Annotated in this window: 36 protein-coding genes; 35 read left to right on the forward strand and 1 reads right to left on the reverse strand. The window is 52.8% G+C overall.

The annotated features are described in order from the left end of the window. Positions 1-18 precede the first annotated feature (18 nt). The 28 genes from rplC to HUE57_RS07275 all read left to right on the forward strand — a co-directional run bounded on the left by rplC (position 19) and on the right by HUE57_RS07275 (position 14075). A complete protein-coding gene (gene rplC, locus HUE57_RS07140) occupies positions 19-663 on the forward strand; it encodes a 50S ribosomal protein L3 (protein ID WP_078483951.1) in 645 nt (214 codons plus the stop codon). Positions 664-673: 10 nt separating this feature from the next. After that, positions 674-1285: a 50S ribosomal protein L4 gene (gene rplD / locus HUE57_RS07145; RefSeq protein WP_078483952.1), complete on the forward strand. Its 612-nt coding sequence runs from the start codon at positions 674-676 to the stop codon at positions 1283-1285. Next, positions 1282-1578, forward strand: a complete 297-nt coding sequence (gene rplW, locus HUE57_RS07150; protein WP_078483953.1) for a 50S ribosomal protein L23 — start codon at positions 1282-1284, stop codon at positions 1576-1578. The genes rplD and rplW overlap by 4 nt, the downstream gene beginning before the upstream one ends. A gap of 52 nt (positions 1579-1630) precedes the next feature. Continuing rightward, positions 1631-2455, forward strand: a complete 825-nt coding sequence (gene rplB, locus HUE57_RS07155) for a 50S ribosomal protein L2 (RefSeq protein ID WP_078483954.1) — start codon at positions 1631-1633, stop codon at positions 2453-2455. Positions 2456-2473: 18 nt separating this feature from the next. After that, positions 2474-2746 carry a 30S ribosomal protein S19 gene (gene rpsS, locus HUE57_RS07160; RefSeq protein WP_078483955.1) on the forward strand — a complete coding sequence of 91 codons (273 nt, stop codon included), beginning with the start codon at positions 2474-2476 and terminating at the stop codon, positions 2744-2746. A gap of 11 nt (positions 2747-2757) precedes the next feature. Beyond that, positions 2758-3093: a 50S ribosomal protein L22 gene (rplV, locus tag HUE57_RS07165; protein ID WP_078483956.1), complete on the forward strand. Its 336-nt coding sequence runs from the start codon at positions 2758-2760 to the stop codon at positions 3091-3093. A gap of 18 nt (positions 3094-3111) precedes the next feature. Further along, the gene (gene rpsC / locus HUE57_RS07170) at positions 3112-3798 is read left to right on the forward strand and encodes a 30S ribosomal protein S3 (RefSeq protein WP_078483957.1); all 687 of its coding nucleotides are present in this window, start codon (positions 3112-3114) and stop codon (positions 3796-3798) included. 21 nt (positions 3799-3819) lie between these two features. After that, complete coding sequence (gene rplP, locus HUE57_RS07175; protein ID WP_078483958.1) at positions 3820-4233, forward strand: 50S ribosomal protein L16; 414 nt, start codon at positions 3820-3822, stop codon at positions 4231-4233. Then, entirely contained in the window at positions 4233-4436 is a 204-nt protein-coding gene (gene rpmC / locus HUE57_RS07180; protein ID WP_078483959.1) for a 50S ribosomal protein L29, read from the forward strand. Before rplP ends, rpmC begins: the two co-directional genes overlap by 1 nt. Beyond that, positions 4433-4699: a 30S ribosomal protein S17 gene (rpsQ, locus tag HUE57_RS07185; RefSeq protein WP_078483960.1), complete on the forward strand. Its 267-nt coding sequence runs from the start codon at positions 4433-4435 to the stop codon at positions 4697-4699. Before rpmC ends, rpsQ begins: the two co-directional genes overlap by 4 nt. Positions 4700-4730: 31 nt before the next feature. Beyond that, the gene (gene rplN, locus HUE57_RS07190; protein ID WP_078483961.1) at positions 4731-5099 is read left to right on the forward strand and encodes a 50S ribosomal protein L14; all 369 of its coding nucleotides are present in this window, start codon (positions 4731-4733) and stop codon (positions 5097-5099) included. Between the two features lie 17 nt (positions 5100-5116). Then, positions 5117-5434, forward strand: coding sequence for a 50S ribosomal protein L24 (gene rplX / locus HUE57_RS07195; RefSeq protein WP_078483962.1), 318 nt, complete (start codon positions 5117-5119; stop codon positions 5432-5434). A gap of 13 nt (positions 5435-5447) precedes the next feature. Further along, positions 5448-5987, forward strand: coding sequence for a 50S ribosomal protein L5 (gene rplE, locus HUE57_RS07200; RefSeq protein ID WP_078483963.1), 540 nt, complete (start codon positions 5448-5450; stop codon positions 5985-5987). 10 nt (positions 5988-5997) lie between these two features. Further along, positions 5998-6303 carry a 30S ribosomal protein S14 gene (gene rpsN / locus HUE57_RS07205; RefSeq protein ID WP_078483964.1) on the forward strand — a complete coding sequence of 102 codons (306 nt, stop codon included), beginning with the start codon at positions 5998-6000 and terminating at the stop codon, positions 6301-6303. Positions 6304-6336: 33 nt separating this feature from the next. Continuing rightward, positions 6337-6732, forward strand: coding sequence for a 30S ribosomal protein S8 (gene rpsH / locus HUE57_RS07210; RefSeq protein WP_078483965.1), 396 nt, complete (start codon positions 6337-6339; stop codon positions 6730-6732). A 14-nt stretch (positions 6733-6746) separates the two neighbouring features. After that, positions 6747-7280 (forward strand): 50S ribosomal protein L6, encoded by a 534-nt coding sequence (gene rplF / locus HUE57_RS07215; protein WP_078483966.1) that lies wholly within the window; start codon positions 6747-6749, stop codon positions 7278-7280. Positions 7281-7292: 12 nt separating this feature from the next. After that, entirely contained in the window at positions 7293-7646 is a 354-nt protein-coding gene (rplR, locus tag HUE57_RS07220; RefSeq protein ID WP_078483967.1) for a 50S ribosomal protein L18, read from the forward strand. Between the two features lie 10 nt (positions 7647-7656). After that, positions 7657-8163, forward strand: a complete 507-nt coding sequence (rpsE, locus tag HUE57_RS07225; protein WP_078483968.1) for a 30S ribosomal protein S5 — start codon at positions 7657-7659, stop codon at positions 8161-8163. Positions 8164-8166: 3 nt separating this feature from the next. Next, entirely contained in the window at positions 8167-8355 is a 189-nt protein-coding gene (gene rpmD / locus HUE57_RS07230) for a 50S ribosomal protein L30 (protein ID WP_078483969.1), read from the forward strand. A gap of 1 nt (position 8356) precedes the next feature. Next, positions 8357-8791, forward strand: a complete 435-nt coding sequence (gene rplO / locus HUE57_RS07235; RefSeq protein WP_078483970.1) for a 50S ribosomal protein L15 — start codon at positions 8357-8359, stop codon at positions 8789-8791. A 21-nt stretch (positions 8792-8812) separates the two neighbouring features. Further along, positions 8813-10135 (forward strand): preprotein translocase subunit SecY, encoded by a 1323-nt coding sequence (gene secY / locus HUE57_RS07240; RefSeq protein WP_078483988.1) that lies wholly within the window; start codon positions 8813-8815, stop codon positions 10133-10135. 37 nt (positions 10136-10172) lie between these two features. After that, positions 10173-10289, forward strand: coding sequence for a 50S ribosomal protein L36 (rpmJ, locus tag HUE57_RS07245; protein ID WP_078483971.1), 117 nt, complete (start codon positions 10173-10175; stop codon positions 10287-10289). A gap of 97 nt (positions 10290-10386) precedes the next feature. After that, positions 10387-10743 carry a 30S ribosomal protein S13 gene (gene rpsM / locus HUE57_RS07250; protein WP_078483972.1) on the forward strand — a complete coding sequence of 119 codons (357 nt, stop codon included), beginning with the start codon at positions 10387-10389 and terminating at the stop codon, positions 10741-10743. 46 nt (positions 10744-10789) lie between these two features. After that, positions 10790-11182: a 30S ribosomal protein S11 gene (gene rpsK, locus HUE57_RS07255; RefSeq protein ID WP_078483973.1), complete on the forward strand. Its 393-nt coding sequence runs from the start codon at positions 10790-10792 to the stop codon at positions 11180-11182. 15 nt (positions 11183-11197) lie between these two features. Beyond that, positions 11198-11824, forward strand: a complete 627-nt coding sequence (gene rpsD / locus HUE57_RS07260; protein ID WP_078483974.1) for a 30S ribosomal protein S4 — start codon at positions 11198-11200, stop codon at positions 11822-11824. A gap of 21 nt (positions 11825-11845) precedes the next feature. Continuing rightward, a complete protein-coding gene (locus HUE57_RS07265) occupies positions 11846-12835 on the forward strand; it encodes a DNA-directed RNA polymerase subunit alpha (protein WP_078483975.1) in 990 nt (329 codons plus the stop codon). A 31-nt stretch (positions 12836-12866) separates the two neighbouring features. After that, positions 12867-13253 (forward strand): 50S ribosomal protein L17, encoded by a 387-nt coding sequence (rplQ, locus tag HUE57_RS07270; protein WP_078483976.1) that lies wholly within the window; start codon positions 12867-12869, stop codon positions 13251-13253. An 84-nt stretch (positions 13254-13337) separates the two neighbouring features. Next, positions 13338-14075 (forward strand): SAM hydrolase/SAM-dependent halogenase family protein, encoded by a 738-nt coding sequence (locus HUE57_RS07275; protein WP_078483977.1) that lies wholly within the window; start codon positions 13338-13340, stop codon positions 14073-14075. A gap of 5 nt (positions 14076-14080) precedes the next feature. Here the strand turns inward: HUE57_RS07275 and uvrA are convergent, their stop codons facing one another. Next, entirely contained in the window at positions 14081-16918 is a 2838-nt protein-coding gene (gene uvrA, locus HUE57_RS07280) for an excinuclease ABC subunit UvrA (RefSeq protein ID WP_078483978.1), read from the reverse strand. Positions 16919-16986: 68 nt separating this feature from the next. Here uvrA and HUE57_RS07285 point away from each other — a divergent pair, with 68 nt between their 5' ends. From HUE57_RS07285 to miaB, 7 genes are all read left to right on the forward strand, one after another. Next, on the forward strand, positions 16987-18381 hold the full coding sequence (locus HUE57_RS07285) for an MFS transporter (RefSeq protein ID WP_078483979.1): 1395 nt from the start codon (positions 16987-16989) through the stop codon (positions 18379-18381). Positions 18382-18456: 75 nt separating this feature from the next. Beyond that, the gene (gene ssb / locus HUE57_RS07290) at positions 18457-18930 is read left to right on the forward strand and encodes a single-stranded DNA-binding protein (RefSeq protein ID WP_078483980.1); all 474 of its coding nucleotides are present in this window, start codon (positions 18457-18459) and stop codon (positions 18928-18930) included. A 32-nt stretch (positions 18931-18962) separates the two neighbouring features. After that, positions 18963-20036, forward strand: coding sequence for a dTDP-glucose 4,6-dehydratase (gene rfbB, locus HUE57_RS07295; protein ID WP_078483209.1), 1074 nt, complete (start codon positions 18963-18965; stop codon positions 20034-20036). Beyond that, the gene (gene rfbA / locus HUE57_RS07300) at positions 20033-20911 is read left to right on the forward strand and encodes a glucose-1-phosphate thymidylyltransferase RfbA (RefSeq protein ID WP_078483208.1); all 879 of its coding nucleotides are present in this window, start codon (positions 20033-20035) and stop codon (positions 20909-20911) included. Before rfbB ends, rfbA begins: the two co-directional genes overlap by 4 nt. Then, positions 20908-21471, forward strand: a complete 564-nt coding sequence (gene rfbC / locus HUE57_RS07305; protein WP_078483207.1) for a dTDP-4-dehydrorhamnose 3,5-epimerase — start codon at positions 20908-20910, stop codon at positions 21469-21471. The genes rfbA and rfbC overlap by 4 nt, the downstream gene beginning before the upstream one ends. A gap of 8 nt (positions 21472-21479) precedes the next feature. Continuing rightward, entirely contained in the window at positions 21480-22373 is an 894-nt protein-coding gene (gene rfbD, locus HUE57_RS07310) for a dTDP-4-dehydrorhamnose reductase (protein WP_078483206.1), read from the forward strand. 60 nt (positions 22374-22433) lie between these two features. Next, positions 22434-23780, forward strand: coding sequence for a tRNA (N6-isopentenyl adenosine(37)-C2)-methylthiotransferase MiaB (gene miaB / locus HUE57_RS07315; protein WP_078483205.1), 1347 nt, complete (start codon positions 22434-22436; stop codon positions 23778-23780). Positions 23781-23798: the final 18 nt, after the last annotated feature.

Below are 23798 nucleotides of genomic sequence, written 5' to 3' on the forward strand. Positions count from 1 at the left end.
AGTAAGAGGATTCTTAGCATGGCAATCGGAATAGTCGGTCGCAAAGCTGGTATGACCCGCGTATTCACAGAAGAGGGTGTTTCTATCCCCGTCACTGTGATCGAGGTTGAACCAAATCGTATTTCACAGATTAAAACTGTTGAGAGTGATGGCTATCGCGCGATTCAGTTAACAGCCGGTTCGCGCCGCGCGTCTCGTGTAACCAAGGCGATGGCAGGTCACTTTGCCAAAGCTGGTGTCGAGGCTGGTCGAGGTGTTTGGGAGTTCACGCTTGCTGATGGCGAAGGTGATGATCTTGAAACCGGCGGCGAGCTTAAGGTGGGTCGCTTTGAGGCGGGGCAGATGGTTGATGTGACCGGTACCAGTATTGGTAAGGGTTTCGCTGGTGGCGTTAAGCGTCACAACTTCAAGATGCAGGATGCCACTCATGGTAACTCCATCTCTCACCGTGCGCCTGGCTCGATCGGTCAGAACCAAACCCCTGGACGTGTTTTCAAGGGTAAGAAGATGGCCGGTCATATGGGTAGTGTGCGCACCACCACGCAGAACCTTGAGGTTGTACGTGTTGATGAAGAGCGCAACCTGATTCTAGTTAAGGGTGCAGTTCCTGGTTCGAAGGGCGGTGATGTAATCGTGTTGCCCGCCGTCAAGACCCGTTCCTGAGGAGATATCGATGGAGCTTCAAGTAAAAAATTCTGATGGCGCAGCCTCAATTGAGGTTGCAGATAGTACTTTTGATCAGCCATTTAATGAGACTCTGATCCATCAAGTGGTCATTGCGCATATGGCTGGAGCCCGCGCTGGCACTAAGGCTCAGAAGAATCGTTCTGATGTTTCTGGTGGTGGTGCAAAACCCTGGAGACAAAAGGGGACAGGCCGCGCAAGATCTGGTACTATACGCAGCCCGATTTGGCGAAGCGGTGGTGTGACCTTTGCTGCACGTCCGCGTGACTTCTCGCAAAAGGTCAACAAAAAGATGTATCGCGGTGCAATCCGCTCGATTCTCTCTGAGCTACTGCGTCAGGAGAGGTTGGTTGTAGTTGGTAGCTTCACTGTTGATGCGCCAAAGACCAAGCAGATGGTTGAAAAGTTGAAGGGTTTAGATTGTGAGAAGGCGCTGATCGTAAGCGAGGCACCCGATGACAATCTCTATCTTGCTGCGCGCAATCTTTATGGTGTGGCTGTTACGGACGTGGCGGGTGTTGATCCAGTCAGTTTGGTTAATTTCGATAAGGTGGTCATGACAGTTGACGCCTTACGTATGGTTGAAGGGTGGTTGTCATGAATCAGGAAAAACTGATGCAGGTGCTGCTGGGGCCGATTGTCTCAGAGAAAAGCACAATGATTGCCGACCAGCATCAGCAGTTTGCATTTCGTGTGCGAAAGGATGCAGACAAGGCCGCTATTAAAAGCGCCGTTGAGCTGATGTTTGAGGTGAAGGTTGCCAAGGTTAACGTTGCCAATGTTAAGGGTAAGGTTAAGCGCTTTGGTCAGCGTTTTGGTCAGCGTTCAGATTGGAAGAAGGCTTACATTACGCTTGAGCCTGGTCAGGATATCGATTTCCTGGGTGCCGAATAACTTCGGTCAGATAATAGAAATACAGAACAGAAGATTGCAGTAAGGATTTGATATGGCTCTCGTAAAGGCAAAACCGACATCTCCTGGACGCCGCTTCGTCGTCAAGGTTGTAACGCCGGGTCTTCACCGTGGCGAACCGCATAAGCCGTTGCTCGATAAGAAGAGCAAGAATGGTGGTCGTAATAATAATGGTCGTATTACGACTCGTCATCGCGGTGGTGGTCACAAGCAGCGTTATCGTCTTGTTGATTTCAAGCGGAATAAAGATGGTATCGATGCCCGTGTCGAGCGTCTTGAGTACGATCCAAACCGTAGTGCGCATCTTGCGCTGCTGCTCTATGCAGATGGTGAGCGTCGTTACGTGATCGCACCGAAGGGTGTTGAGGCCGGTGAAGTGCTGCGTTCGGGTGATGATGCGCCGATCAAGCCCGGCAACACGCTTCCGTTGCGCAACATGCCAATGGGTTCTCTGGTGCACTGCATCGAGATGAAGCCAGGTAAGGGCGCGCAAATTGCACGTTCTGCTGGCACCTCGGCTCAGTTGGTTGCTCGAGAAGGTATCTACGCCACATTGAGGCTCCGCTCTGGTGAGATGCGCAAGGTACATGCTGAGTGTCGTGCGACCCTCGGTGAGGTTGGAAATAGCGAGCATTCGCTGCGCTCTCTGGGTAAGGCCGGTGCAACACGCTGGCGCGGTGTTCGTCCTACCGTTCGTGGTGTGGTTATGAACCCGGTAGATCACCCTCATGGTGGTGGTGAAGGTCGTACCTCTGGTGGTCGTCATCCTGTTAGTCCATGGGGTATGCCAACCAAGGGTTACAAGACACGTTCAATGAAGCGCACCGATAAGATGATCGTGCGTCGTCGTAAGAAGTAAAGGATAGGGGTATCTGCTGTGCCGCGTTCAATTAAAAAGGGTCCATTTGTAGATCTGCATCTGGCGAAGAAGGTCGATGAGGCTGTTGCTACTAACAACCGTCGTCCGATTAAGACCTGGTCAAGAAGATCTATGGTGTTGCCGGAGATGGTTGGTCTGACAATCGCGGTCCACAACGGTCGGCAGCATATGCCGATTCTGATTAACGAAAACATGGTTGGCCATAAGTTGGGTGAGTTCGCACTGACCCGGACCTATAAAGGTCACATTGCCGACAAGAAGAGCAAGTAAGAGGTCTGGGTATGGAGCAAGTTACTGCCAAAATGCAATATGCGCGGATCTCCCCGCAGAAGTGTCGTCTGGTTGCTGACCAGATTCGCGGTCTGCCGGTTGAGCAAGCACTGAATGTACTTTCATTTAGCCCCAAAAAGGGTGCCGATCTAGTTAAGAAAGTACTCGATTCTGCCATCGCGAACGCTGAGCACAATTCAGGTATGGATATTGATGAGCTTTTTGTTAGCACCATCTTTATCGATGAGGCGCCTACATTTAAGCGTTTTCGTGCACGTGCCAAAGGCCGTGGTGATCGTATTATCAAGCGTACCAGCCATATCACTGTACGTGTCGCAGAAAAGTAAATTCGAGAGAGAATTGTAATGGGACAGAAGGTACATCCAACAGGTATTCGCCTCGGCATCGTTAAAGATTGGACGTCGAAGTGGTATGCGGACAGCAAGAACTACGCAGAATTCTTGAATACGGATCTGCGCGTTCGTGACTTCCTGAAAAAGAAGCTGGCTCACGCATCTGTTAGCCGTATTCAGATTGACCGCCCGGCGCGTAATGCGCATATCACCATCCATACCGCTCGTCCCGGTATCGTAATTGGTAAGAAGGGTGAGGATATTGAGGTTCTGCGTAAAGAAGTCTCTGAGCAGATGGGTATCCCTGTCCACATCAATATCGAAGAGATTCGCAAGCCTGAGCTCGATGCAACGCTGGTTGCAGAAAATATCGCTCAACAGCTTGAAAAGCGTATTATGTTCCGCCGTGCAATGAAGCGTGCAGTGACAAATACCATGCGTCTCGGTGCTCAGGGCATCAAGATCAATGTTGGTGGCCGATTGAATGGTGCTGAAATCGCTCGCAGCGAGTGGTATCGCGAGGGTCGTGTTCCACTACACACCCTGCGTGCTGATATCGACTACGGTACCGCAGAGGCCAATACCACCTACGGAATCATTGGTGTGAAGGTGTGGATCTTCAAGGGTGAAGTGTTTGGTTGGGGCGAGACTGAGTCTGAGACCGAAACCAGCAAGAACGCTGCACCTGCTGCCAAGTAATTAGTAAAGAGAATTTACGAGATGCTACAGCCAAAACGTACAAAGTTCCGCAAGCAGCACAAGGGTCGCAATCGCGGTCTGGCTACTCGTGGTGACAAAATTAGCTTCGGTGAGTTTGGTCTGAAGGCCACATCGCGCGGACGCATTACTGCACGCCAGATTGAGGCTGCTCGACGTACCATTACACGTCACGTAAAACGTGGCGGTAAGTTGTGGATACGTCTGTTCCCTGACAAACCAATTACCAAAAAGCCTATTGAGGTTCGTATGGGTAAAGGTAAGGGTAATGTGGAGTACTGGATCTCTCAGATTCAACCAGGACGCGTCCTGTATGAAATTGAAGGTGTAGATGAAACTACTGCACGTGAGGCATTTAAGCTTGCTGCAGCAAAGCTTCCAGTTAAAACAACATTTGTAAGTCGTACGGTGATCTGATGAGTGCGAATGAACTTCGTAGTAAGGGTGTGGATGAGCTAAACCAGGATCTTCTGGAGCTCCGCCGCGAACAGTTTAATCTGCGTATGCAGCAGGGCACAGGCCAGTCGCCACGCCCACACCTATTTAAGAAGAATCGTCGTGATATCTCGCGTATCAAGACCGTTCTGAATGAAAAGAAAAGAGCAGGTGATGCGTCATGAGTGAAGAGAATAAGGTCTCCCGTACTGTTTCTGGCCGCGTAGTCAGCGACAAGATGGATAAGAGCATCACCGTAATGATCGAGCGTCAGGTCAAGCACCCGCTCTATGGGAAATTCATCAAGCGCAGCACCAAACTGCATGCTCATGATGAGAGCAATGAGTGCGCGATTGGTGATTTGGTAGTTATCGAGCAGTGTCGTCCGCTTTCAAAATCGAAGACCTGGCGTCTCGTTGAAATTGTGGATAAGGCTGTACAGGCCTAGGTCAACAGAAGAAGTATAGGCGGATTGAATCATGATTCAGATGCAGACAGTTTTGGACGTGGCCGACAACAGTGGTGCTCGTCGTGTGATGTGTATCAAGGTGCTGGGTGGCTCTAAGCGTCGTTATGCCAGAATCGGTGACGTTATTAAAGTCAGCGTAAAAGAGGCTAACCCACGCGGTAAGGTTAAGAAGGGTGATGTATATAATGCAGTAGTTGTACGTACTGCCAAAGGCGTACGTCGTACTGATGGTTCCATCATTCGTTTTGATGGTAATGCTGCAGTACTACTGAATACACAACATCAGCCAATCGGTACGCGTATCTTTGGCCCCGTAACCCGCGAGCTGCGTAGCGAGAAGTTTATGAAGATCGTTTCACTCGCTCCAGAAGTACTTTAATTTAGAAGGTTGTTGTCATGCGTAGGATTAAAAAAGGTGACGAAGTCATCGTAACCACGGGTAAGGACAAGGGCCGTCGTGGAAATGTGCTGCAGGTTCGTGATGACAGTCGCGTGCTGGTGGACGGTATCAACATGGTCAAGCGCCATACTAAGGGCAATCCACAGGCCGGACAGGCTGGTGGCATCATCGAAAAAGAGATGCCGATCCAGGTCTCGAACGTCATGCTCTTTAATGCCGAGACTGGCAAGGGTGACCGTGTAGGCATCCGTACTCTGGAGGACGGACGTAAAGTGCGCTTCTTCAAGTCGAACAACGAAGTTATTGACGTTTAAATCGGATAGAATAATGGCCAGATTTCAAGAGTATTATCGTGAGTCCGTCGTGCCTCAGCTCAAGGAGAAACTTGAGGGTGCGAATGCGATGGAAATTCCACGTATAACCAAGATCACGCTGAACATGGGTCTTGGTGAAGCGATTGGCGATAAGAAAGTCGTCGAACACGCAGTAGCAGACATGATCAAGATTGCAGGTCAGAAGCCTGTAGTCACTCACGCTAGAAAATCGGTTGCCGGTTTTAAGGTTCGTGAAGAGTGGCCAATCGGTTGTAAGGTTACCCTTCGCCGTGAGCGCATGTATGAGTTTCTTGATCGCCTGATCACCATCGCTATACCACGTATTCGTGACTTCCGGGGTCTTAACGGTAAGTCATTCGATGGTCGTGGAAACTACAGCATGGGTGTTCGTGAGCAGATCATCTTCCCGGAGATCGACTATGACAAGATCGATGCACTCCGTGGTATGGATATTACGATCACTACGTCAGCGCGTACTGATGAAGAGGGACGTGCGCTTCTCGAAGCGTTTAACTTCCCGTTCAAGAACTGAGGATTGATTAATGGCTAAAGTAAGCATGATCGAGCGCGAAACAAAGCGTGCCAAATGTGTAGCAAAGTATGCAGACAAGCGTGCTGCACTCAAGGCAATTATTAACAATCCTGAGACGAGCTATGAGGAGATGATGGCAGCACAGGCCAAGCTCCAGAAACAGCCTCGTAATGCCAGCAAGTGCAGACAGCGTAATCGTTGTGCGATTACCGGTCGTCCTCACGGTTTTTACCGTAAGTTCGGGCTGTCACGTAACAAGCTGCGTGAAGCCGCTATGCGTGGTGACGTTCCAGGTCTAGTCAAGGCTAGCTGGTAGTAGACAGAAACCTAATTTACAGGGGATTTCCAAGTGAGTATGACGGACCCTATCGCGGATATGCTGACGCGAATCCGAAATGGACAGGCTGCAGGCAAGGTAGAAGTATCAATGCCAGCATCGAAGATTAAACAGGCGGTTGCCAACGTTCTCAAGAGCGAAGGTTACGTTACCGATGTGCGTCACGAAGAGGTTGAGGGCAAGAAGCAGCTAGTCGTTGCGCTTAAGTACTTCGAAGGCAAGCCAGTTATCGACAATATCAAACGCATCAGCCGTCCTGGACGTCGTTTGTATAAGGGCAAGGATGATCTGCCTACGGTATTAAATGGCCTTGGTGTTGCTATTATTTCGACATCGAAGGGCGTAGTTAGTGACAGAGAAGCGCGCGCCAATGGTAGCGGCGGCGAAGTCCTCTGCATAGTTTCCTAGTGGGTGGTGTTTAGATGTCCAGAATCGGAAGAAAACCCGTCACGATCCCTAAGGGTGTAGAAGTTACCCTGAATGGTCAGAATATAAGTGCCAAGGGCAGCAAAGGTACGATGCAGCTCGAAGTCAATGAGACTGTAACGGTAAACCAGGATGGCGACAGCCTGAGTTTTGCACCTGTAAAGGAAAGCAAGACTGCGTGGGCGATGACCGGTACAATGCGCTCCCTGGTTAACGGAATCGTTAACGGTGTTAGTGCTGGTTTCGAACGCAAGCTAGAGCTGATTGGCGTTGGTTATCGTGCGCAGGCTAAGGGCAGTACGCTCAATCTGAGCCTCGGTTTCTCTCACCCTGTTGAGTACGCTGTACCTGAGGGTATTACAATCGAGACACCGAGCCAGACTGAGATCCTTGTAAAGGGTTGTGACAAGCAGAAGGTTGGTCAGGTAGCAGCAAATATTCGCGCGTGTCGTCCACCAGAGCCTTATAAGGGCAAGGGTGTTCGTTATTCCGACGAAGTTGTTGTACGTAAAGAAGCCAAAAAGAAGTAAGGGTTCGGTAAGATGGATAAAAAATCTACACGTCTACGTCGCGCACGTAAGTCACGCATCAAGATTAGAACCCTTGGTGAGAATCGACTCAATGTGCATCGCACGCCGCGTCATATTTATGCGCAGATCATCTCGCCGGACGGTAATACCGTCCTCGCTGCCGCATCGACTCTACAGTCTGATGTTAAAGAGGGTCTTGAAGGTACCGGCAATGTTGCTGCTGCAGTAGCTGTAGGCAAAATGATTGCCGAACGCGCAAAGACTGCAGGCGTAACCAAGGTCGCCTTCGACCGCTCCGGTTTTAAATATCATGGCCGTATCAAAGCACTTGCCGATGCTGCGCGTGAAAATGGTCTTGAGTTCTAAGGGTTAGATTATGGCAAATATGAATGCACAGGCAGCGGGTGACGATCTTCAAGAGAAGCTCGTTCACGTTAATCGCGTAGCTAAAGTTGTAAAGGGTGGACGTCAGTTCGGCTTTACCGCACTTACTGTAGTAGGTGATGGCAAGGGTCGTGTTGGCTTTGGATATGGTAAGGCACGCGAAGTACCTGTAGCGATTCAAAAGGCTATGGAGAAGGCGCGCAAGAACATGAAAACCATCAATCTTAATGCGAGTACGCTCTACTACCCGATCAACGCTGTGCATGGTGGCGCTAAGGTCTACATGCAGCCGGCATCTGAAGGTACTGGAATTATTGCTGGTGGCGCGATGCGAGCAGTTTTTGAAGTCCTCGGTGTTCGCGATGTGCTTGCCAAAACGATCGGTTCACCGAATCCGATCAATGTAGTTCGCGCTACCATTAAAGGTCTGGAAGAGATGTCATCTCCAGAGCAGGTTGCTGCCAAGCGCGGTAAGAAAGTTGAAGAGATTTTGGGATAAGCCATGTCTGCATCAAATACAATCAAAGTGACGCTGGTCAAAAGCACCAGTGGTCGACTGAAGAGCCATCAGGCCTGTGTTCGTGGTCTTGGTATTCGTCGCATGCATCAGACCGTTGAAGTACTCGATACTCCAGAGAATCGTGGCATGATCAATAAGGTCTCCTACATGCTAAACGTTGAGGAAGCTTAAAATGCGTTTGAATACAATCAAGCCAGCACCTGGCACTAAAACCGATGCCAAGCGAGTTGGTCGTGGTATCGGTTCGGGCTTCGGAAAAACCTGTGGTCGCGGCCATAAGGGTCAGAAGTCGCGTTCAGGCGGGTTCACCAAGGTCGGATTCGAGGGTGGTCAGATGCCGCTCCAGCGCCGTCTTCCTAAGATCGGCTTCAGCTCGCGTATTGGTCGTGAAACAGCCAATGTACGACTTAGTGAGCTGGCCAAGATTGAGGGAGACGTTGTCAGCATCGAGTCACTGCAGAAGGCAAATGTGATCGGTAAGAACATCAAGCGTGCCAAGGTCTTCTCATCGGGTGGTGTTGACAAGGCGTTCACTCTCAGCGGAATTACCGCTACCAAAGGTGCTCAGGCTGCGATCGAAGCTGCCGGCGGAAAAGTTGAGGCATAAGTGGTCAAATCAGCCTCTGCAATGGCCGGTGGCATGGACACCGGGAAACTATCTGAGCTAAAACAGAGGCTCTTTTTCGTCTTGGGTGCTCTGATCGTATATCGAATTGGTGCACACATCCCTGTTCCAGGGATCGATCCTGTCGCATTGGCGAAGATGTTCGAACAGCAAAGCGGCACCATATTGGACATGTTTAACATGTTCTCGGGTGGTGCTTTGATGCGTTTCACCCTTTTCGCACTGGGCATCATGCCCTATATCTCAGCCTCTATTATCATGCAACTGCTAACGGTGGTTGTACCAACCCTTGAACAGTTGAAGAAAGAGGGAGAGGCAGGGCGTCGTAAGATTACTCAGTACACTCGATATGGCACGCTCGTTCTCGCGACTTTCCAGGCCATTGGTATTGCTATCGCTCTACAAAACCAGACTGTTGCAGGGCTTTCGGTAGTCATTAGTCCTGGCGTTGGTTTTATCTTCACAGCCGCTGTGACGCTGGTCACCGGAACTATCTTCCTGATGTGGTTGGGTGAGCAGGTGACTGAGCGTGGTATCGGTAATGGTATATCCATCATTATCTTCGCTGGTATCGTTGCTGGTCTTCCTTCCGCGATTGGTGGAACCCTTGAGCTTGCTAGAACCGGTGAGCTCAATGCACTGACAATCCTATTCCTATTTGCTCTTGCCATTGCCGTCACTGGATTTGTTGTATTTGTTGAGCGTGGTCAGCGTCGCATCACTGTTAACTACGCTAAACGACAACAGGGCCGCAAGATGTATGCGGGTCAAAGCACACATCTACCCTTGAAGCTGAATATGGCCGGTGTCATTCCTCCCATTTTCGCATCAAGTATCATTCTATTTCCTGCAACGCTTGGTAGTTGGTTCGGCAGTGCTGAGGGTATGGGCTGGCTTAAAGATCTTTCTACAATGGTGTCACCAGGTCAGCCTCTTTATGCAATGTTCTATGCGGTGGCGATCATCTTCTTCTGCTTCTTCTATACCGCGTTGGTGTTTAATTCCCGCGAAACCGCAGATAACCTGAAAAAATCAGGTGCTTTTATCCCCGGGATTCGTCCTGGTGAGCAGACGGCCAAATATGTAGACACCGTACTTACACGCCTAACACTGGCTGGTGCAATCTACATTACTGCAGTATGCTTGCTGCCCGAATTTCTGACGATCTACTGGAACGTGCCGTTCTACTTTGGCGGAACATCGCTGCTGATTATCGTCGTTGTAGTAATGGATTTTATGGCGCAGATGCAGACACACATGATGTCGCATCAATACGATAGCCTGCTCAAGAAGGCTAATCTTAAGTCGCAAAAACGTCCAAGCTAAGTTTCGTTTTCTAAATTATTTCGTTAAGGAGTGTCCCATGAAAGTCAGGGCATCTGTTAAGAAGATCTGTCGTAATTGCAAAGTTGTTAAACGCAAGGGTGTTGTTCGTATCATCTGTAGCAGTGACGCTCGTCACAAACAACGCCAGGGTTAATTTCTCACCCGATTAGGATTGATTTATTTTGAGTGGCGCGATATTATGGCGCGCTTTCCCCGGCTGGTCCGGGTTTTGTAGCTAGGAGTGAAGTAGTATGGCCCGTATTGCTGGTATCAATATACCGACAAATAAACACACGGTTATTGCACTGACATCGATTTATGGCGTCGGCCGTACTCGGTCTGCGAACATATGCGAGACCCTTGGAATCAACCCGGCAGCAAAGATCAAAGATCTGACCGAAGGTGAGGTTGAGAGCATTCGTGGCGAAGTTGCTAAGATCACCGTTGAGGGTGACCTACGTCGTGAAGTTGCTATGAATATTAAGCGTCTGATGGATATGGCTTCATATCGCGGTATCCGTCATCGTCGTGGTCTACCTGTCAACGGACAGCGTACCAAGACAAACGCACGTACCCGTAAGGGTCCGCGTCGCGCAGTACGTAAGTAACTCGCACGGCTACTGAAGTTTAAGAAACTTATCTCGGAATTTAGAAATGGCTAAAGGTAAAGCAGCACGCATTCGTAAGAAGGTGAAAAAGGACGTTGTCGACGGTATCGCCCACGTACACGCCTCTTTTAATAACACCATCATTACTATTACCGACCGTCAGGGCAATGCGCTCTCATGGGCAACCTCAGGTGGTTCAGGTTTCCGCGGTTCACGTAAGAGCACACCTTTCGCGGCACAGGTTGCTGCAGAGCGTGCTGGCGCTGTTGTTGCTGAGTTCGGCATGAAGAATATGGAGGTCCGTATCAAGGGACCTGGCCCTGGCCGTGAGTCGGCAGTTCGTGCTTTGAACAACGCCGGTTTCAAAATTACCAGCATTACAGATGTGACGCCGATTCCACACAACGGCTGTCGTCCCCCTAAGAAGCGTCGCGTTTAATTTACGGAGTTACCTGTGGCTAAGTATATCGGTGCCAAGTGTCGTCAGTGTCGTCGTGAGGGAAGTAAACTCTTCCTCAAGGGCGAGAAGTGTTATACCGCGAAGTGTGCGATTGAGAAGCGTCCTTTCCCACCTGGTCAGCATGGCCAGCGTCGTACCCGCCTTTCTGACTATGCACTTCAGTTGCGTGAAAAGCAGAAGCTACGTCGTACCTATGGCGTACTCGAAAAGCAGTTCCTCGGCTACTACAAAGACGCGGCTCGTAAGAAGGGCTCTACCGGTGAGAACCTGTTGCAGTTCCTCGAGAGTCGTCTCGATAATGTTGTTTATCGTATGGGTTTCGCGGCATCTCGCTCAGAGGCTCGTCAGCTGGTCCGTCATAACGGTATTACCGTCAACGGTGGCAAGGTGAATATCCCTTCATATCAGCTCGCTGCTAGCGATGTTGTTGCCGTCAATGAGAAGAAGCGCAGCCAGATCCGCATTCAATCTGCTATCGAACTTGCGCAGCAGCGCGGTTTTGCTGATTGGATCGATGTTGATGTGAAAAAGATGGAAGGTGTTTACAAGAATCGTCCGGAGCGTAGTGATCTCTCCGCAGACATCAATGAGCATCTCGTTGTCGAACTGTATTCTAAGTAAACGCTAAGGGGATTGGGTTAAATGTCGGCTTCTGTAACGGAATTTCTTAAGCCACGTCTAGTTGACGTGCAACAGGTATCAAGCAATGTTGCTAAGGTGACACTGGAACCGCTCGAGCGTGGTTTTGGTCACACTCTTGGTAATGCAATCCGTCGTATCCTGCTCTCTTCTATGCCTGGCTGTGCGGTTGTAGAGGTAGAGATTGAAGGCGTCCTGCACGAGTACTCAACCATTGAGGGTGTACAGGAAGATGTGATCGATATCCTTCTCAATCTCAAGGGCCTCTCTATCACCATGCATGCACGTGAAGAGGCTACCCTAAAGATCAACAAAAAGGGGCCTGGTCCTGTTACTGCCGGTGATATCACCGTTGATCATGACGTAGAGATCGTCAATCCTGACTTTGTGATTGCTAACCTGACTAAGGAAGGCGAGATCAATATGAGCATGAAGGTTCTACGTGGACGTGGCTATCAGCCATCTACCGTTCGTGCAGCAGAGGGTGAGGATTCACCAATTGGTGTACTTCAGCTTGATGCCTCATTTAGTCCAGTGCTACGTGTTAGCTACTCAGTAGATCGCGCCCGTGTAGAGCAGCGCACCGATCTCGATAAGCTTGTTATTGAAATCGAGACTAACGGTACCATCGATCCTGAAGAGTCAATTCGTCGTGCTGCAGGCATTCTGCATGATCAGCTCTCAGTATTTGTAGATTTGCAGGGCAAACAGGAGACTGCAGCTGTATCTAAGGAGCCTGAGATCGACCCGGTTCTGCTGCGCCCTATCGATGATCTGGAGCTGACTGTTCGTTCAGCCAACTGTCTCAAGGCGGAGAACATCTATTACATTGGTGACTTGATTCAGCGTACTGAGGTTGAGCTTCTGAAAACGCCTAACCTTGGTAAGAAGTCACTTACCGAAATCAAGAACGTACTGGCCTCACACGGCCTCTCAATGGGTATGCGTCTCGAGAACTGGCCACCAGCCGGACTCGAGAAGAGCGCCGGTTGAATAACACTCTAGTTTAAGAAGGTATAAACCCATGCGTCATCGTAATAGCGGCCGTCAGTTAAATCGTAATAGCAGCCACCGCAAGGCAATGTTCAAGAACATGGCTGTCTCATTGCTCAGCCATGAGGCAATCAAGACCACACTGCCTAAGGCCAAGGAGCTGCGTCGCGTAGCCGAGCCTCTGATCACCATGGCTAAAAACGACAGCGTTGCAAATCGTCGTCTCGCCTTTAACCGCCTACGTGATCGTGATGCAGTCACCAAGCTGTTTAATGAGCTTGGTCCACGTTATAAGGATCGCCCTGGTGGTTATATGCGTATCCTCAAGTGTGGATTCCGTGATGGTGACAATGCAACTATGGCCTATGTCGAGTTGGTTGATCGTCCAGATGTTGAAGAAGAGACTGCTGACGAATAGATCTATTTGTCTACTTAAAAGCCGGGCAATGCCCGGCTTTTTTGTGTCTGAGATTTGATGCCGCTTTGCTGCTAGGCTTCTTTTATGATTGTTATTGCGACTGACTTTGGCATTGACGGACCCTATCTAGGTCAGATGATTGCCGCCATCTATGCGCAAAACAATCAAATTCCCGTTGTAACGCTCTTCTCTGATCTACCTACATACGATATTAAGGCTTCGGCATATCTGCTTGAGCCTCATATCAACTTCTTTCAGCAGGGAACGGTATTCCTGTGCGTCGTTGATCCCGGTGTCGGTGGCAGTCGCTTGCCTATCGTGGTTAAGGCGGACGGTCGCTGGTTTGTTGGGCCAGATAACGGCCTCTTTGCGATGATTGCCAGGAGGGCAAAGCTTGTTTCGTATTGGGTAATCAGCTGGCTGCCTGATCAGTTATCGGCCTCCTTCCATGGTCGTGACCTGTTTGCGCCGATTGCTGCTGAACTGGCATTGTCAGGCGTCAATGATAAACATATGCATGCTGTTGAGCAGGTTACATCTGATCCTTCCTGGCCGGAGGATCTCAGTGAGGTGGTTTATGCGGATCGCTATGGCAATGCTATTACCGGAATCAGGGCATTAACACTCGATAACAGCGATAGACTGATCGTGAACGGTACGGAGATCTCATCAGCACGTACCTTCTCCGAAGTTGCTGTTGGTGAGCTGTTTTGGTACGAAAACTCAAATGGCTTGGCTGAAATTGCCGTCAATAAGGGGAGCGCAGTAGCCGCTCTCGAGATTGAGCTGGGTGCTCCTGTCGTTCGTGTTCTGGGTACCTAGCACCACTAAGTACTATCTCTGTTTAGCATTGGTTTGAGGAAATGCCCGGTGTGGGAATGCGCTACATCAGCAATCTTCTCAGGCGTTCCTGAGGCGAGAATTTCCCCGCCCTTGTCGCCACCCTCTGGACCGAGATCAATGACCCAGTCGGCTGTTTTGATGACATCAAGGTTGTGCTCGATGACGACGATGGTATTGCCGTGGTCGCGTAGGCGATGCAACACAACGAGTAGCTGTTCGATGTCGAAGAAGTGTAGGCCCGTGGTCGGTTCATCAAGTATGTAGAGTGTATTGCCTGTGTCACGTTTCGATAACTCCTTGGCCAGTTTAACGCGTTGCGCCTCACCACCCGAGAGAGTGGTGGCGTTCTGTCCAAGGCGAATATAAGAAAGACCGACCTCTACCAGAGTCTTAAGCTTTCGAGCCAGAGGTGGTACCGCCTCAAAAAATGGCAGCGCCTCCTCTACGGTCATTTCTAATACTTCGTAGATATTTTTTCCCTTGTAACGTACTTCGAGGGTTTCGCGATTATAACGTTTACCCTTGCAGACATCGCAGGGAACGTAGATGTCGGGTAAGAAGTGCATCTCTACCTTGATTACACCATCGCCCTGACACGCCTCACAGCGACCACCCTTGACGTTAAAGCTAAATCGCCCAGGTTTATAGCCGCGTGAGCGCGCTTCCTGGGTGGCTGAAAAGAGCTCGCGAATTGGCGTGAATAGACCTGTGTAGGTGGCAGGGTTCGATCTCGGAGTGCGGCCAATCGGGCTCTGATCGATATCGACAACCTTGTCGAAATGGTCGAGGCCCTCGATCGCATCACAGGCGGCCCCGGTAGAGCTTGCACCGTTGAGTTCTCGAGCGGCCTCGGGGTAAAGGGTGTCGTTAATCAGGGTCGATTTGCCGGAGCCAGAGACACCCGTAATGCAGGTGAACAGTCCAACGGGAATCTCGATGTCGACTCTCTTGAGGTTGTTTGCGCACGCACCGCGGACGGCGAGCTGTCGTGACACGTCGGCAGGCGTCCGTGTTTGTGGGACCGCGATCTCGCGTGCACCACTTAGATACTGCCCCGTCAATGAGGACGGACAGTTCATGATCTCGGCGGGTGTTCCCTGCGCGACAACCTCTCCACCATGTACGCCGGCACCTGGGCCAATGTCGACGACGTGGTCGGCTGATCGCACCGCATCCTCATCGTGCTCGACGACAATAACGGTATTTCCCATGTCGCGTAGATGGGTGAGTGTGTCTAGAAGGCGTTGATTGTCACGCTGATGCAGGCCGATGGATGGCTCATCAAGAATGTACATTACACCGACCAGGCCCGCGCCAATCTGACTGGCAAGCCGGATACGCTGCGCTTCGCCACCCGACAGGGTGTCGGCACTGCGATCGAGGGTCAGGTAATCGAGGCCGACATTGACCAGAAAGTTGAGCCGGTCACCGATCTCCTTGCGCACCTTGGCAGCGATCTCGCCACGACGCCCCGGTAGTTCCAGATTCGCAAAGAAATCGCGTGCTTTACCAACCGGCAATGCGGCAATGGCGGGTAGGTTATGTTTGGTGATAAAGACGTTGCGCGCGCCGCTGTTAAGGCGCGTACCGTTGCAGCCGGGACAGAGTTGATCGGCGAGATAGCGTGATAGCTCCTCACGCACCACGTTGGACTCGGTCTCTCGATAACGACGCTGCATATTGGGAATAATGCCTTCGAAGGCGTGTACCTTGGTGGTAATGCTCTGGCCGCGCTCCTGCAGATACTGAAACTCTATCTCCTCTTCACCGCTGCCGTAGAGTACTGTTGTTTGAATCGATTCAGGCAGCTCCTCGTAGGGGGTTTCGATATCGAATTTGAAATGGTCGGCAAGCGAGCTGATCAGGTGGAAGTAGTACATGTTGCGACGATCCCAACCACGTACTGCGCCACCTGCCAGGCTGAGATGAGGGTTGGAGACCACCTTGTCGGGGGCGAAGTAGGTCTCAATGCCGAGTCCATCACAGCTGGGACAGGCTCCGACCGGGTTGTTGAAGGAGAAGAGGCGTGGTTCCAGTTCGGTTAGTGAATAGCCGCACTCGGGACAGGCAAACTTGGCGGAGAAGAGCAGCTCAGGTTGCTCGGGCTGATCCATGTAGGCAACTCGCGCCAGTCCATCAGAGAGGCTCAGTGCGGTCTCGAAGGACTCCGCAAGACGGGTCTGAATATCTTCGCGTACCTTGAGTCGGTCGACGACCGCTTCAATGGTGTGTTTGCGCTTCAGGTCGAGTTTGGGTGCGCTGTCGAGTTCTATGATCTCGCCATTGATACGAGCGCGGATAAAACCCTGTGCGCGTAGCTCCTCGAGAATATGCAGGTGTTCACCCTTACGTTCGCTGATCACAGGGGAGAGCAGCATCAGTTTGCTCCCCTCTGGCAGTTCCATCACCAGATCGACCATCTGACTGATCGTCTGAGCCTCGAGGGTGGTGCCGTGCTCGGGGCACTGCGGTGTGCCGGCACGGGCAAACAGCAGGCGCAGGTAATCATAGATCTCAGTGATGGTGCCGACGGTCGAGCGGGGGTTGTGTGAGGTCGACTTCTGCTCGATGGAAATTGCTGGTGAGAGGCCCTCGATATGGTCAATATCGGGTTTCTCCATCATCGACAGAAATTGGCGAGCGTAGGCAGAGAGCGACTCGACGTAGCGGCGTTGACCCTCTGCGTAGATGGTGTCGAAGGCGAGCGATGACTTGCCAGAACCGGAGAGGCCAGTAATAACTATCAGCTTGTCTCGCGGTAGGTCGAGATCGATATTTTTCAGGTTATGGGTGCGCGCGCCACGCAGGTGAATCGTGTCCATCGGTCGTTTCCAGAGGGCAAGTCAACCTGATACTATACGCCGTCCTGCTACTCTCTGGCACATATTTAATGAGGCGTAAAAGTAGAGGCGGAGACGCCCAAACCCTGGATCGTGACGAGCGAAGAGCGACTGCTTCTCTCGCTGCAATTTTTGCCCTGCGTATGTTGGGGCTGTTCATGATTCTGCCGGTTTTTTCACTCCACGCCGAGTCACTGGAGGGGGTAACCCCAATGTTGATCGGTGTGGCGATTGGTGCCTACGGTCTTACTCAGGCGGTGTTACAGATCCCCTTCGGCATGCTCTCGGACCGCTTTGGTCGCAAGCCTGTCATTACTCTCGGTCTACTGTTATTTGTCATTGGTAGTGCGGTCGCCGCCTCATCTGAATCGATCCACGGCATCATTCTTGGTCGCGCCCTGCAGGGATCGGGCGCCATCGCCGCAGCAGTAATGGCGCTGATCGCCGACCTCACCCGCGAAGAGCGCCGCACCCAGGCGATGGCAACCATCGGCATGAGTATTGGTATCTCCTTTGCCGTCTCGCTGGTGCTTGGACCGATGCTCGCCAACTGGATTGGGCTCTCGGGCATTTTCTGGATGACGGCGCTACTCGCATCTATCGGTATTGCCGTGCTGCACCTACTGGTGCCGACGCCTAAAACAAGCAAATTCCATCGTGAGTCGGAGGCGGTACCGGCTCAGCTCGGCGCGGCACTACGCAATCCGGAGCTACTGCGCCTCGACTTTGGTATTATGATTCTGCATATGATTCTCACCGCGTTGTTTGTGGTGATGCCATTGGCGCTGCGTGATCGTGCCGGGTTGGCAAGTGACTACCATTGGATGCTCTATCTGGGGGTAATGCTGCTCGCCTTTGTGGCGATGGTGCCCTTTATTATCATTGCTGAGCGAAAACGACGCATGAAAGGGATCTTTCTCGGTGCCATTGCTGCGATCTCTGTGTCGCAGTTCGCGCTCTCCTGGTTAACCTCGGAGCTGGTTGCAGTCGCGCTACTCTTGTTTCTCTTTTTTACCGCCTTCAATCTGCTTGAGGCGAGCCTGCCATCGCTGGTCTCAAAGATTTCACCTGCAGCGAGTCGCGGCTCCTCGATGGGAATCTACTCCACCTCACAGTTTCTAGGGGCCTTTCTAGGCGGCGTAGTCGGCGGCTGGAGTTACGGTAGCTACGGAGTGGAGACAACACTGATGATGGGTGGTGTGATGGCATTGCTCTGGCTGCTACTGGCCAGCGGTATGGAACAGCCGCGGTATCTGAGCAGCTATCTGCTCAGAGTTGAACAGCTCGAAGCCGATCAGGCAGCACTGCTGGGCGACAGGCTTCGAGAGGTGCGCGGCGTGGCTGAGGCAAGTGTTGACGGTGAGGAGGGTGTTGCCTACCTCAAGGTCGATAGTGTGGAGTTTGATGAGGCCGAGCTGCGTGAGTTTTCGCTAGCCGAGGCGTAGAATCGACCGGGTTTGGTCACGGTCGAAAATTGTTGATCAGAATAATAGTTAGAGAGATAGAGGGGAGACTTATCAATGGCACGCGGAATTAACAAGGCAATACTGATCGGCAACCTGGGCAAAGATCCCGAGGTGCGTTACACAGCGGGCGGCTCTGCGGTGGCAAATATCACCCTGGCGACGACTGAATCGAGAAAGGATCGTCAGAGTGGCCAGTGGACGGAGCATACCGAGTGGCACCGTGTGGTTCTCTTCGGCAAAACCGCCGAGACGGCAGGCGAGTACCTACGCAAAGGCTCGCAGGTCTATATCGAGGGACGTATTCAGACCAGCAAGTGGCAGGATAAAAGTGGCCAGGATCGCTATACCACTGAGGTTGTCGCGAATACGATGCAGATGCTGGGTGGACGTGGAGGCGGCGGTGCCGGAAACTTCAGTCAGGATGATCGTGGTCAGTCAGCACCAGCGGCTGCGCCCGCATCGGCGCCCGCAGCCGCCCCTGCCGGTGGCGGCAACTTCGACGACTTCGACGACGATATCCCGTTCTAAGTTGAACGCCAGCGTAACGGAGTAGGGGTGTTATGAAGACGCTGCTCGTCACCGGCGGAGCCGGTTTTATTGGTGGAAACTTCGTCCTGGGGCTGATTGCTCAGGGCAGCTATCGGGTGATTAATCTCGATGCGCTGACCTATGCCGGTAATCTCGACTCATTGAGTTCAATCAGTGACCACCCTGACCACATCTTTGTGCAGGGCGATATCGGTGATCGTAACTGTGTCGATGCACTGCTGGCTGAGTACCGCCCCGATGCGGTGGTCAACTTTGCGGCAGAGAGTCACGTTGACCGTTCAATCGACGGGCCGGCCGATTTTATCCAGACCAACGTGGTGGGTACCTTTAACCTGCTTGAGAGTGTGCGTGATCACTGGCAGCGATTGGAAACGGTCGAGCGTGAAGCGTTCCGCTTTCTGCACGTCTCGACCGACGAGGTCTACGGTTCTTTGGGTGAGCAGGGGCTCTTCACTGAAGAGTCTCCCTACGCCCCCAACTCACCCTACTCTGCCTCAAAGGCCTCCTCCGATCACCTGGTGCGTGCCTATCACCACACCTATGGTCTGCCGGTACTCACCACCAACTGCTCCAACAACTACGGCCCCTACCAGTTCCCGGAGAAGTTGATTCCTTTGATCACCCTCAACGCGCTGGCGGGTAAGTCACTGCCGATCTACGGCGATGGTCAGAATGTGCGTGACTGGCTCTACGTCACAGACCACTGCAGTGCGATCGAGACAGTGCTCGCAGAGGGACGCCCCGGTGAGGTCTATAACGTTGGTGGTGATAGTGAGAAGAGCAATCTCGAAGTGGTGCAGACGATCTGTGCACTGCTCGATCAGTTACGCCCAGCTGAGTCTGGAAAGCCCTATAACGAACTTATTACCTACGTCGCCGATCGTCCCGGACACGATCAGCGCTACGCCATTGATGCCAGCAAGCTCAAACAAGAGTTAGGTTGGCGGCCGGCCGAGAACTTCGAGAGCGGACTGCGCCGTACCATTGAGTGGTACCTCGATCATCTCGAATGGTGTCAGCGAGTACAGGATGGCAGTTATCGTGGTGAGCGTCTCGGTCTGGGTGACGAGGCGGCAGAGGCGTGAAGGGAATCATTCTCGCCGGAGGTACCGGCACAAGGCTCTATCCGCTGACCCAGGTGATCAGCAAACAGCTGCTGCCGGTCTACGATAAACCGATGATCTACTATCCGCTGACGGTGTTGATGCTGGCAGGTATCGATCAGGTGTTGATCATTACCACCCCTCACGAGCAGCATCTCTTCAAGGCCCTGCTGGGTGATGGCAGTCAGTGGGGCATTTCTATCGAATACGCCGTGCAACCCAAGCCCGAGGGGATAGCGCAGGCGTTTCAGATCGGCGAGCGTTTTATCGATGGTGATGCCTGCTGCCTGATCCTTGGCGATAACATCTTCTACGGTCACGGCCTGGCCGAGGACCTGCAACGCGCCTCTCAGCAGAGCGAAGGCGCGACGATTTTCGGCTACTGGGTAAAAGATCCGGAGCGTTACGGTGTGGCGGAGTTCGATGGTGATGGTCGGGTGACCGATATCGTTGAGAAGCCACAACAGCCGCGCTCCAACTACGCGGTCACTGGGCTCTACTTCTACGATAGTCAGGTCTCTGAGATGGCCGCGCAGCTTAAACCCTCTGCCCGTGGTGAGCTTGAGATTACTGATCTGAATAATATCTATCTACAGCAGCAACAGCTGCGCCTGGAGCGGCTCGGGCGTGGTATCGCATGGCTCGACACCGGCACCCACGAGTCGTTGCTGCAGGCCTCTAACTTTATCCAGACCATTGAGGCGCGACAGGGTTTGAAAATTGCTTGTCCTGAGGAGGTCGCGTTTGTGCGAGGTCTGATCGATGGCGAGCAGCTGCGGCAGCTCGCCGCGCCGATGCGCAATAACGGTTACGGCGACTATCTGCTCGGCCTGCTTGATCGCGAGGGGCCACTGTGAAGATCATCGAGACGGCACTTCCCGGTGCGGTGATTATTGAACCAAAGGTATTTGGCGATCAGCGCGGTTTCTTTATGGAGACCTGGCAGAGCAGTCGTTATGCCGATGCCAACATCGGCGATCGTTTTGTACAAGATAATCTCTCGCGCTCTAGTCATGGTGTGTTGCGTGGGCTTCACTACCAACAGCCCTATGCGCAGGGCAAGTTGGTGCAGGTGCTGGAGGGTGAGGTCTTTGATGTGGCGGTTGATATCCGTGTCGGTTCTCCCAGCTTCGGTCAGTGGGTCGGGGTGATGCTGACCGGTGAAAATCGTCGTCAGTTTTACGTGCCGGAGGGCTTTGCACACGGTTTCTGTGTCAGCAGCGAATCGGCGCTCTTCTGCTACAAGTGCACCGAGCTCTACCATCCGGAAACCGAGCAGTCGATTCGTTGGGATGACCCGGCTATCGGTATCGAATGGCCGCTTGAGCAGCCGCTGCTTTCGCAGAAAGATCGTGATGCGCCTGTCTTGGCAGAGCTCGATCAGGCGTTGCTACCGCAATTCAGCGCGGCGGGGTAACTGACGGCGTGTCTCCAAAGCGTATTCTACTGCTGGGAGCCAACGGACAGGTTGGTTGGGAGCTGCAACGCACACTGGCCCCGCTGGGGCAGGTCGTAGCGGCGGGGCGTGCCGGCGGTGAAATATCAATCGATCTCGCATCGGCCGATTCAATCCATGCCGTTATCAATGAAGTGCGCCCCTCTCTGATCGTCAACGCCGCCGCCTACACGGCAGTCGATCGTGCCGAGCAGGAGGCCGAGTTGGCAGAGGCGGTTAACGCTACCGCCCCTGGAATTCTGGCCGAAGAGGCGAAGACGCTGGGTGCTGGACTGATCCACTTCTCGACCGATTATGTCTTCGATGGTGAGCAGCAGACTCCCTACCTGGAGAGCGATAGTACAAACCCCCAGGGTGTCTACGGGCGTACCAAGTTGGTGGGTGAGCAGGCCGTCGCTGCCAGTGGCTGCGATTATCTACTGCTTCGTACCAGTTGGGTCTATGGGCTGCGCGGCCACAACTTTCTGTTGACCATGCAGCGCCTGGCGCGCGAGCGTGACCATCTGAGTGTGGTTGAGGATCAGTACGGAGCACCGACCTGGAGTCGAATGATTGCCGAGACCACGGCGCAGCTGGTGGGGCAGGTCTACCAGAGCGAGCAGTGGCGCTCTGAGCTAAACGGGCTCTACCACCTTAGCTGTGGTGGGATGGTCAGCTGGCACGGGTTTGCTGAGTCAATTCTCGCGGCGATGGGCGATGGGATCGCAGCGCTGGAGGCGATTCCCAGTAGCGGTTATCCCACACCGGCCAAACGTCCCGCCTATTCGGTGCTCGATAATGGCAAGCTCCAGCGGGTCTTCGGTCTCGAACTGCCAGGCTGGCGCAGCGCCCTGGCACTGGCATTGGCCGATCAGCACGGCTAACGGTGCCCTGAGTTCCTGTTTGTAGTAGAATTTCCTTCCGATTCCAACCTGTTTCCATTCATGTCACGCACGCTCTATATCAAGACCTTCGGTTGTCAGATGAATGAGTACGACTCCGCCAAGATCGCGGACCTGCTCTCAGCCTCACACGGCATCACCCTTGCAGAAACACCTGAAGAGGCCGATATCCTGCTACTCAACACCTGTTCGGTGCGAGAGAAGGCGCAGGAGAAGGTCTTCTCTCTACTGGGTCGCTGGAAGACGCTAAAGGCGAAACGCCCCGGTGCCGTGATCGGTGTCGGTGGTTGTGTGGCGAGCCAGGAGGGCGATGCGATCCGCGCCCGTGCACCCTTTGTCGATCTGGTCTTTGGCCCACAGACCCTGCATCGCCTGCCGGAGATGCTTAATCGCGTCTGGAGCGAGCGCGGTGCGGTGATCGATGTCTCATTCCCTGAGATCGAGAAGTTCGACAACCTACCCGCTCCGCGTGCCGAGGGGCCGAGCGCCTTTGTCTCGGTGATGGAGGGGTGCTCCAAGTACTGCACCTTCTGTGTGGTGCCCTACACCCGTGGCGAAGAGATCAGCCGCCCCTTTGATGATGTAATCGCCGAGGTGGCCGCCCTGGCAGGGCAGGGGGTGCGCGAGGTCAATCTGCTTGGGCAGAACGTCAACGCCTATCGCGGTGTGATGCATGATGACGAAGTGGCCGATCTGGCACTGTTGATCAGTTACGTCGCAGCGATCGACGGAATCGATCGCGTGCGCTACACCACCTCTCATCCAGTCGAGTTCAGCGATCGTCTGATCGAGGTCTACGGTGAGGTGCCGGAGCTGGTCAGCTTCCTTCATCTGCCGGTACAGAGCGGCTCCGATCGAATTCTGGCACTAATGAAGCGTGGCCACACGGTGCTGGAGTATAAGGATAAGATCCGTCGTCTGCGTGCGGTGCGTCCCGAATTAACCCTCTCCTCTGATTTCATCATTGGTTTCCCCGGTGAGAGCGATGCAGATTTCGAAGAGACCATGAAGCTGATCGAAGAGATCGGGTTCGACCACAGTTACAGTTTTATTTACAGTCCACGCCCTGGTACCCCGGCGGCAAGCCTGCCGGATGATGTGCCACTGGAGGTGAAAAAGGCGCGACTGGCGCGGCTGCAGGCGAAGATCAATGAGCAGGCGGCGGCAATCAGTGCCGCGATGGTCGGTTCCCGTCAGCGTATTCTGGTTGAGCGGGTCTCACGTAAGGATGAAAACCAGATCTCCGGCCGTACCGAGAACAACCGTGTGGTCAACTTCGACGGCAGTGCCGAGCTGATCGGCCGTTTTGTCGAGGTTCGTATCACCGAGGCCTATGCCAATTCGCTGCAGGCTGAGTTATTGAACGACTCAGTCGCCCACTGCGCATAAGCCCCTCTATCCAGGAAC

Origin of the sequence: Candidatus Reidiella endopervernicosa, assembly GCF_013343005.1 — a bacterium.
GTDB lineage: Bacteria > Pseudomonadota > Gammaproteobacteria.